Raw genomic sequence first — 8,994 nt, 5'->3', positions numbered from 1 at the left:
TTCGACGCTAAGACCTGGAGTGCACTCTAGGTCAAGCGGAATCCTTCGGGAGTCCCCACGCTTCGAGATGACCCGCCATCTCCGGGACGTCGATCTTGTCGCGGCCGAGGGATCGGACGAGGTCGAGCGCGTCGTCCTCGTCGGCGTCGATCCAGTAGCCGTTGATGTCGCACATCGTGACGGCGGCGACCCAGGCCAGCCGCCAGTTCCCCTCGACCAGGGGGCGGGTTCGGACGATCGAGTCGAGCAGAGCGGAGGACTTCAGCCACAGCGTGTCGTAGGCCTCCACGCCGAGCACGGTGGCGCGGGGACGGTAGGCCGCCGTGTCCAGCAGGCCGATGTCCCTGACGAGGAGATCGCCACCGGTCACGGCCGTGGCCAGCACTAAGAGGTCCCCGGCGTCGAGGTAGGAGATCACGGCACCCAGTTGATCACAGAGGTCTGACAGTTTCAGGAAGAACCGAGCCTATCCAAAAGACCTCGGTACTTCGGCAGGACTCGCCCAAGCACCTCGCCGAGCTTCTCCTCCTGCTGCATGCGCTGGTAGCGATCCGCGATCGCCAGCCGCACGACCTCCTGCTTGGAGCGCCCCTCGGACTGCGCCAGTTCGGCGAGCCGCAGGTTCTCCTCCTCGGTCAACCGCAAGGTCATCGCCATGGAGTGACGGTATCAACCTGATACCACTCAGGCCAGCGGCCGTTAGGATTGCGTGATGCCCAGGCCCAAGACCCACGACGACGCTCTGCGACGGCGTCTGCTCGAGCGAGCGGGCGAGTTGCTCAGCACCGAGGGCCCCGCCGCGGTGAGCCTGCGCAAGATCGCCACCGACGTCAACACCTCGACGACGGCGGTCTATTCCCTCTTCGGCGGAAAACCAGCGCTGCTCGAGGCGCTCTACGACGAGGCGTTCACCCAGTTCGGCAAGAACCTCGCGGCGGTTCCGGTCACCGACGACCCCGCGGAGGACCTGCTGCAGATCGGGCTCGCGTACCGGCGCGGCGCGCTGGAGGACCCGCAGTTCTACTCGGTGCTCTACTCGAAGGTCGTCGAACCGACGAAGGAGATGAGCCGCGCGGCGGGCAGGACGTTCGCGCCGGTGATCAACGCGGTGCGGCGAGCGGTGGAGCAGGGCGTCTACCTGGCGGAGGACCCGGAGCAGATCGCGATGTCGATGTGGGGCATCGCGCACGGCCTGGTGAGCCTGGAGCTCAACGGGAACCTGCCGCCCGGCATCGACGCGGCCGCCACGTACGAACTGGCGTTGCGCGCGCACGGCAGGGGCTGGCGGGCGGAGACCGGGAAAACTCTTTGAACACCACGGAATCCGGGGAGGCGGCCGCCGCGAAACCTCCCCGGACCCGCTGAACTGTCCGGTTAGGACAGTCCGTCTCGGTGGTGCGGCCTTACTTGAGAGCCCCGTCGAGCGCCTTGATCAGTTCGCCGTTGGCGGTGTCGCCGTCGAGCGACCAGATCATCGCGCCGCCGAGCTTGCGGTCGTTGATGTAGCGGGCCTTGCGCTTCATCTCGGTGGCGTCGTCGTAGGTCCACCACGTCTTGCCGTCGTAGATCCACGCGAAGCCGGCCTTCTCGTCGCGGTAGACCTTGTACGCGTTGCCGGGCTCGGAGAGCTTCGCCTTGATGCGGTGGAAGTCCTCGTAACCGGCCTCGTACTTGGCGGGCGCCGGCACACCGGTGCCGAACAGGCCGTTGCGCTTGCCGGGGGCGACGCCGTCCCAGCCGCGGCCGTAGAACGGAACGCCGAGCACGGCCTTCGAGCGCGGGGCACCGCGACGGAGCCACGCGTTGACCGTCACCTCGGAGCTGAACTCGAACTCCGACGGGTCACCCTTGGGCACCTTCAGCGCGGACTGCTGGTTCGCCGGGGCGTCCCAGGCGCCGTGGTAGTCGTAGCCCTGCAGCGTGCCGAAAGTGAGGTAGGTGAACACCTTCGCGACCTCGAAGCCCGCGTCGACCTGCTTGGGGTCGGCCGGCAGGAACGCCGTCAGGTCGCGGTTCCAGCCCATCTGCCTGCGGTACTCGGCGAGCAGCTTGGTGAAGTTCTGCTTGTCCTCGGGGCGAATGACGTTCGGCGGGGTCGGGTTGCCCGCGCTCGACGGCCACTCCCAGTCGAGGTCGACGCCGTCGAAGACGCCCTTCGCGGCACCCGCGGGCAGACCGGGCAGGTCACCCTTGATCCACATGTCGGTGCACGACTTGACGTGCGCCGCCCGCGACTCGGGCGTCAGCGCGGCGTTGGAGAAGTAGCGCGAGCCCGTCCAGCCGCCCAGCGAGATGTTGATCCTCAGCTTGGGGTACTTGGCCTTGAGCTGCTTGAGCTGGTTCAGGTTGCCCAGCAGGGCCTGGCCGGCTTCGTCGGCCTTGCCGCTCACGGACTGCTCCGCGGTGTAGGGCATCTGCCAGTCGGCCCACGGGTCGGCGCTGACGCACTTGCCCGACTCGTCGAGGAAACCGAAGGCGTAGTTCAGGTGCGTGAGCCGCGCGGCGGCCCCGCTGTCCACGAGGTTCTTGACGCGGAAGTTCCGGTCGTACACGCCCCACTGGATGAAGTACCCAACGGTGCGGGTCTTCGAGTAACCGTGGTGCCCATTGGTCTCGACGTCGGCGTTCGCGGGCGCAACGGCCAGCGACGCGGACAGGGCGCCGACCGCGAGAGCGGCGACACCCCATCTCCGTCTGGACATGAGTCTCCTAAGTCGTTCGCGGCAGCGGCGATGTGGTCCACAGCACGATAGGCCTGAGGTCTAGACCACTGCTACGTCCGATCGGAGGTATGTCCTAAACCGCCCCGTACAGTCGGTCACCGGCGTCGCCCAGACCGGGCACGATGAAGCCGGAGTCGTTCAGCCTCTCGTCCACCGACGCCGTGATGAGACGGCACGGCAGCTTCGAGTCCTCCAGGTGATTGATTCCCTCGGGCGCCGCGAGCACGCACACGGCCGTCACGTCGGTCGCGCCGCGCTGGGTCAGCAGGCGGATCGTGTACGCCATCGACCCGCCGGTCGCGAGCATCGGGTCGAGGACGAACACCGGGCGTCCCGCGAGGTCCTCCGGCAGCGACTCCATGTACGGCGTCGGCTGCAACGTCTCCTCGTCGCGGGCCAGTCCGACGAACCCCATCTGGGCGTCCGGGATCAGCTTGTGCGCCTGGTCGGCCATGCCGAGCCCCGCTCGCAGCACCGGCACCAGCAGTGGCGGGTTCGCGAGCTTGTAGCCGGTGGTGCGGGCTACCGGTGTGTGCGTGCGGTCTTCCTTCAGCGGCGCCTCGCGCATCGCTTCGTAGACCAGCATCACGGTGAGTTCCTGCAACGCGGCGCGGAATGCGGCATTGTCCGTGCGCGCGTCACGCATCGTTGTGAGTCTCGCCTTGGCGAGTGGATGATCGACGACCAGGACGTCCATGCTCGACACCGTAACCCGCTGGGAGGAGCTAGGGGTGTTCGAAGAGATCTACCGCGAGGCACGTCAGCGCATCGTCGGTCTGACGATGGGCTTGACCGCCGACGAGCTCGCACGGACCGTGCCCGCCTGTCCTGAATGGACCGTGCACCAGGTGATCGCGCACCTGTCGGGCGAGTCGTCCGATCTGGTCAACGGACGCATGGAGGGCGCGCCGTCGGACGAGTGGACGGCGCGGCACGTCGCCGAGCGCGCGGACGTCCCGGTGGAAGACCTGCTGGAGCAGTGGAACGCCTTCGGCGACAAGATCAGCGAGATGCCGCGCCTGCCGTTCCAGCTGGCTCTGGACGCGATCACGCACGAGGCCGACCTGCGCGCGGCGCTCGGCAGGGAGCGCCTGCCGGACGCCGTGTGGCAGCCGACCCTGGTGTGGATGGCGCCGCGCGTGCTGACGGACGTGACCGTGAAGACCGAGTTCGGCGACCTCGGCGACGGCCCGATCACGCTGGAGGTCGAGGGCTACGAACTGTGGCGCGCGTTCTTCGGCAGGCGCTCGCGCGCCCAGATGGAGTCGTGGAACTGGTCGGACCGGTCGCCGATCGAGAAGATCTCGTTCTTTCCGACGCGAGAGAGCGACCTGGTGGAGTAAACGCCGTTAACTGAAGAGGTGTAGGGTCGGCCGCGTGACAGACCACGTGCGCATCGGAGTGCTCGGCGCGGCCATGATCGCGCCACCCGCTGTCATCCGTCCGGCCCGCTCCTCGACGGTCGCCGAAGTGGTGGCGATCGCCGCGCGATCGGCCGACAAGGCCAAGGCCTTTGCCGACAAGCACGGCATTGCGCGCGTGCACGGCTCGTACGAGGACCTGCTGGCGGACCCGGCGGTGGACGCCGTCTACAACCCGCTGCCCAACGGCCTGCACGGCAAGTGGACGCTGGCCGCGCTGGAGGCCGGCAAGCACGTGCTGTGCGAGAAGCCGTTCACCGCGAACGCCGCCGAAGCCGCCACTGTCGCCAAGGCCGCCGAGGCGTCCGGCCTGGTGGTGATGGAGGCGTTCCACTACCGCTACCACCCGCTGGCCCTGCGGGTCGCCGAGATCATCTCCTCCGGTGTGCTCGGCCCGTTGCGGCACGTCGAGGCCTCGGTCTGCTTCCCGCTGCCGATGTTCTCCAACATCCGCTACGACTACTCGCTCGCGGGCGGCGCGATGATGGACGCCGGCTGCTACGCCGTGCACATGGCACGGCTGCTGGGTGCCGAAGAGCCCGAGGTGCGGTCCGCGAAAGCGTTGCTGCGCGGGCCTTCCATCGACCGCGCGATGCGTGCCTCGCTGCGCTTCCCTTCCGGCCACACGGGTTCCGTGCACGCCTCGCTGTGGTCGTCGACGGTGTTCAAGCTGTCGATGAAGGCGGTCGGCGAGAACGGCACGCTGAGCGTCTTCAACCCGCTCGGCCCGCAGGCGTTGCACCGCTTGTCGTTGAAGCTCAAGGACAAGAAGTCGTCGGAGACCTTCGGGAAACGCGCGACGTACGCCTACCAGCTCGACGCGTTCACCGACGCCGTGCTGCACGGCAAGCCGTTCCCGACGACCGCGGACGACGCGGTGAAGAACATGACGGTGATCGACTCGATCTACCGGGCGGCCGGACTGCCGCTGCGCCAGCCGACTCCGTGACCCAGGTCACCCAACCTCCCCTGCTCCGCGCCGTGTCCTGAGTGCGGACGGAAGGGGGAGGGTTGGCCGACAACATCGACGCGTACGTGCGGACGATCCTCGTGCGCACGTACGCGTCGAACGCAGGCGGCCGTGGAGCCGCGTGCGCCTGTTGGACCGGGTCGACGAGCTGCGCCGTCGCGAACCCGGACGTCGAGACCCGTGAGGAAGTCCGGGTCGCCCTGATGCGCGTGGCACCGGGCCAGCGCGCGGTGCTCGTCCTGCGATTCCTGTTCGACCTGCCCGTCGCCGAGGTCGCGCGTGCTCTGAAGTGCTCGGAGGGCACCGTGAAGAGCCAGACGTCGGACGGGGTCAGCGTGTCGCAGGCCATCAGGACCAGCAAGCGCACGAGGTCGTTGCGGGTGGCGGCGGCCGGGGTGCTGGTGCTGATCGTCGCCGGCGTGCTGCCGTTGCTGATCAGGCCGGTCGCGACGCCTCCCCCGGCGACCGCCGTGACGTTCGATCCGTTGGTGCGCAACATCAGCGTGGGTTCGGTTCCCGGGCTGAAGCCGGAGACCTACACCACCGAGCGCACGGCGCAGAAGATCGCGCTCGTGGGCACCGGTGGCCAGTCGGCCTACGTCACGGTGCCCAAGGCGGGCACGATCAAGCCGCTACCGGGTGACGCGGTCCCGGATGTGCAGGGCAAGCGCGCGATGCGGAACGACATGTACCTGGCGTTCGAGTGGGAGCCCGGCGTGTGGGCGACGGTCGAGGTGCGGGGGTTCCCGGACAACGAGGACCGGGCGCGCGAGCTCGCGGAGAGCCTGAGGTTCGACGAGCAGATCAAGGTCAAGACGACGTACACGGTCCAGACGTCGTGGGAACTGGAAGGCGTCCGCGATACTCGCGGCAACGTCGAACTCGTGTTCACCAACGGGGTGCGTCTGGGACTGCAGCGCGGTGTCCCCGTCACGCAGGGCGGAAGCGCATCAGAAGCGGAACTGGACGCGCTGAAGACGTCGGTACGACTGGCCGACCCTCCGGTGACCGATCCGTTCCGATGACCACCTGATCAGGGGCCCGCACAACCCGATCCGGGAGTAAAGAATCGCCGAAGCAGCTCCGAAGAGTCTCGTAGCCAGTTGAGACGCGGAGGTGCGAACGGTGACGATCGAACAGAAGCCCGTCCAGCAGTTGTGTGAATCCCCGCTGGTCATCCTGGGTGTTTCGGGGTCACTCGCCGTGTTGATCGGCGTGCTGCCGCTGACGTGGGGCTACAGCCCGGCGCTCGCGGCGGCGCTCGCCGCTCTCCTCGTGATCGCTTTCGCGATCACGGTCAAGTACGCACCGAACCGCAAGTGAGCGTTCTCGACCTCGTCGACGTTCAGGCCCGCTGACCTGCTGTGCAAGGTTGTTCCAACGTCGATTGGATAGCTCTTCCGGCATGAACACGTTCAACCGTCTCGCCACTGCACTGACCGCCGCCGGGTTGTTGCTGGGGGCCGCCGTCGTCGCCGCACCGGCCGCGTCCGCCACCGGTTGCAGCCAGGGCAGCGGGTTCCGGAACTGCCGCTACGACTACAACGGCGATTTCGTCAGCGTCACCGCTTACCCCGGGATCATCAAGGCCGGGCTGAACAACAGCCGCAACGTCGACGTGTGGATCGACAGCGACAGGACCAACCACCTCGCCGCCGGTCGCGGTTACGCCGAGTACCGCTACTCGGGCTCGCCGCTGCGCTGGCGCGGGTGCTCGTGGTTCTACAACCAGTTCGGCGACCGGTTCGTCGCCTGCACGCCCTGGGTTCAGGGGTACTGAGCAGTCGCCGCGTCTTTCGCCTCTCAGACGGGCGCATCGCGGTGCCCTGCCTACTGGCGAAAGACGCGGCGAAGAGCGCAGGCGCCGCACTAGACTCGATCGGGTGAGCGACGAGCTGGTACCGGCTGACCAGAGTCACATGCGGGCCTCCGACGCGGACCGGGAACGGATCGCGCAGGTGCTGCACAAGGCGACCGCCGAGGGCCGCCTCGACATCCACGAGCTGGACGAACGACTCGTGGCGGTCTACGCCGCGAAGACGTACGGCGAACTCGTTCCCATCACCGCCGACCTGGTGATGAGCGGCCTGCCGCAGACCCCGGCCGTGCCGCAGTACCAGCCGGCGACGAGCGACCGCATCGGCGGCCAGCCCGGCAGCGCGGTGTCCGTGGCCTTCTGGTCGGGCGTCAACCGCAAGGGCCAGTGGGTCGTCCCGCGCCTGCACAACGCCGTCGCCGTCATGGGCGGCATCGAGCTGGACCTCACCCACGCGAGCTTCGCCGAAGCCGAGGTCACCATCAGCGTCTTCGCGTTCTGGGGCGGCGTCGAGATCCGCGTGCCGGACGACATAAACGTGAAGGTCGACGGGTTCGGGTTCATGGGCGCCTTCGAGGACCACGCGCCTGGACGCCGGTACATCCCCGGCGCGCCGACGGTGCGGATCACCGGGCTCGCGCTCATGGGTGGCGTGGAAGTGAAGGGGCCGAAGAAGCCCAAGAGGAACATCCTGCGCGAGCTGCTCGACTGATGAAGGTCGCCGACCTCGTCGAACTCGCCGGTTTCGCAGGCGCCTCGATCATGCTCAAGATCGACGGGGAACGCGCCACCCACCGGTGGACCGTGTTGATCTCGTACCCGGACCTGGACTTCCGGTATCGGCGTGACGTCAACCGCATCGACCAGGTGCTCGGGATCCTGCGGAACGAACTGGCGAAGCTGCCGGGTGAGTGGTCCTGGCTGGACGACGAGATCGAGGACTTGGACGCGTTCGCCGAGCACTACGAGGAGCTGGGTCGCCGCGGCGCGATCGTCATCGTCGACGGCACTGGCGAACAGACCCTCAGACCGGCCGCAGACGTACCTTGATCTGCGCAAACGTCCTCACTTAGGACGGGCGTCCCATTCCGCTTAGACTCCCAGGCATGGCTGCTCCAACGACACTGCCGTCGGCCCTGGCTGACGCCGTGCGCGACGAATCGTCGCTGCGGCGTTTCCTGCACGGGCTCCCCGGCGTCGACCAGGTCGGCGTCGAGCAACGAGCCGCGGGCCTCGGCACGCGGAGCATCAAGAAGGCCTCGAAGCTGCACGCCATCGACCTGGCGATCAGCATGGTGGACCTGACCACGCTGGAAGGCGCCGACACCCCCGGCAAGGTGCGCGGGCTCGCCGCCAAGGCGAAGCGCCCCGACCCCGACCGGCCTGATGTGCCGAAGGTCGCGGCGGTCTGCGTCTACCCGGACATGGTGAAGACGGCGGCCGACGACCTCAAAGGCACCGGCATCAACGTCGCCAGCGTCGCGACCGCGTTTCCCAGTGGCCGCAGCACGATGGACATCAAGCTGGCCGACACCCGGTTCGCCGTCGAGCAGGGTGCGGCCGAGGTCGACATGGTGATCGACCGCGGCGCGTTCCTCAGTGGCCGGTACGGGCAGGTGTTCGAGGAGATCGTCAAGATCAAGGAAGCCTGCGGGGACGCGCACCTCAAGGTGATCCTGGAGACCGGCGAGCTCGTGACGTACGACAACGTGCGCCGCGCGTCGTGGCTCGCGCTGCTGGCCGGTGGTGACTTCATCAAGACGTCGACCGGCAAGGTGCAGCCCGCCGCGACGTTGCCGGTGACGCACGTGATGCTGCAGGCGGTGCGGGACTGGAAGGACCAGACGGGTGAGCTGCGCGGGGTGAAGCCCGCCGGTGGCATCCGCACGACCAAGGACGCGATCAAGTACCTGGTGGCCGTGCACGAGGTGGCCGGTCCGGAGTGGCTCGACCCGCACCTCTTCCGGTTCGGCGCGTCGACGTTGCTCAACGACCTGCTCATGCAGCGTCGGACCCAGTTGGACGGCCACTACAGCGGCCCGGACTACGTGACGGTGGACTGAA

General features: G+C 67.8%; 13 protein-coding genes. 9 read left to right on the top strand and 4 right to left on the bottom strand.

Annotated elements, in window-relative coordinates; genetic code table 11:
- Positions 1–31: 31 nt before the first annotated feature.
- Positions 32–418, bottom strand: a complete 387-nt coding sequence (locus ACH413_RS31885; RefSeq protein ID WP_319975093.1) for a Fic family protein — start codon at positions 416–418, stop codon at positions 32–34.
- A gap of 32 nt (positions 419–450) precedes the next feature.
- Positions 451–657: a ribbon-helix-helix protein, CopG family gene (locus ACH413_RS31880; protein ID WP_030478506.1), complete on the bottom strand. Its 207-nt coding sequence runs from the start codon at positions 655–657 to the stop codon at positions 451–453.
- Between the two features lie 55 nt (positions 658–712).
- Between ACH413_RS31880 and ACH413_RS31875 the strand changes: the two genes are divergently transcribed.
- Complete coding sequence (locus tag ACH413_RS31875) at positions 713–1,312, top strand: TetR/AcrR family transcriptional regulator (RefSeq protein WP_093591651.1); 600 nt, start codon at positions 713–715, stop codon at positions 1,310–1,312.
- Positions 1,313–1,403: 91 nt separating this feature from the next.
- Here ACH413_RS31875 and ACH413_RS31870 read toward each other — a convergent pair whose 3' ends face one another.
- Together ACH413_RS31870 and upp are read right to left on the bottom strand one after the other, a co-directional pair.
- Entirely contained in the window at positions 1,404–2,702 is a 1,299-nt protein-coding gene (locus ACH413_RS31870) for a glycoside hydrolase family 18 protein (RefSeq protein WP_360044296.1), read from the bottom strand.
- A 94-nt stretch (positions 2,703–2,796) separates the two neighbouring features.
- Positions 2,797–3,420: a uracil phosphoribosyltransferase gene (gene upp / locus ACH413_RS31865; RefSeq protein ID WP_093591645.1), complete on the bottom strand. Its 624-nt coding sequence runs from the start codon at positions 3,418–3,420 to the stop codon at positions 2,797–2,799.
- Here upp and ACH413_RS31860 point away from each other — a divergent pair.
- From ACH413_RS31860 to deoC, 8 genes are all read left to right on the top strand, one after another.
- Positions 3,419–4,066, top strand: a complete 648-nt coding sequence (locus ACH413_RS31860) for a maleylpyruvate isomerase N-terminal domain-containing protein (RefSeq protein WP_360044299.1) — start codon at positions 3,419–3,421, stop codon at positions 4,064–4,066. The genes upp and ACH413_RS31860 overlap by 2 nt on opposite strands.
- Before the next feature lie 34 nt (positions 4,067–4,100).
- Entirely contained in the window at positions 4,101–5,093 is a 993-nt protein-coding gene (locus tag ACH413_RS31855; RefSeq protein WP_360044302.1) for a Gfo/Idh/MocA family oxidoreductase, read from the top strand.
- 62 nt (positions 5,094–5,155) lie between these two features.
- The gene (locus ACH413_RS31850) at positions 5,156–6,139 is read left to right on the top strand and encodes a sigma factor-like helix-turn-helix DNA-binding protein (protein WP_360044305.1); all 984 of its coding nucleotides are present in this window, start codon (positions 5,156–5,158) and stop codon (positions 6,137–6,139) included.
- Positions 6,140–6,239: 100 nt separating this feature from the next.
- Positions 6,240–6,437, top strand: coding sequence for a hypothetical protein (locus tag ACH413_RS31845; RefSeq protein ID WP_143138612.1), 198 nt, complete (start codon positions 6,240–6,242; stop codon positions 6,435–6,437).
- Positions 6,438–6,519: 82 nt separating this feature from the next.
- A complete protein-coding gene (locus ACH413_RS31840; protein WP_360044308.1) occupies positions 6,520–6,894 on the top strand; it encodes a hypothetical protein in 375 nt (124 codons plus the stop codon).
- Between the two features lie 103 nt (positions 6,895–6,997).
- The gene (locus tag ACH413_RS31835) at positions 6,998–7,642 is read left to right on the top strand and encodes a DUF1707 domain-containing protein (RefSeq protein WP_360044311.1); all 645 of its coding nucleotides are present in this window, start codon (positions 6,998–7,000) and stop codon (positions 7,640–7,642) included.
- Positions 7,642–7,980 carry a hypothetical protein gene (locus tag ACH413_RS31830; RefSeq protein ID WP_360044314.1) on the top strand — a complete coding sequence of 113 codons (339 nt, stop codon included), beginning with the start codon at positions 7,642–7,644 and terminating at the stop codon, positions 7,978–7,980. Before ACH413_RS31835 ends, ACH413_RS31830 begins: the two co-directional genes overlap by 1 nt.
- Positions 7,981–8,036: 56 nt before the next feature.
- Entirely contained in the window at positions 8,037–8,993 is a 957-nt protein-coding gene (gene deoC / locus ACH413_RS31825; RefSeq protein WP_360044317.1) for a deoxyribose-phosphate aldolase, read from the top strand.
- Position 8,994: the final 1 nt, after the last annotated feature.

The sequence above is a fragment of the Lentzea sp. NPDC020367 genome (assembly GCF_044387305.1).
Taxonomy (GTDB): Bacteria; Actinomycetota; Actinomycetes; order Mycobacteriales; family Pseudonocardiaceae; genus Lentzea.
This window is presented reverse-complemented; position numbering and strand designations above follow the sequence as displayed.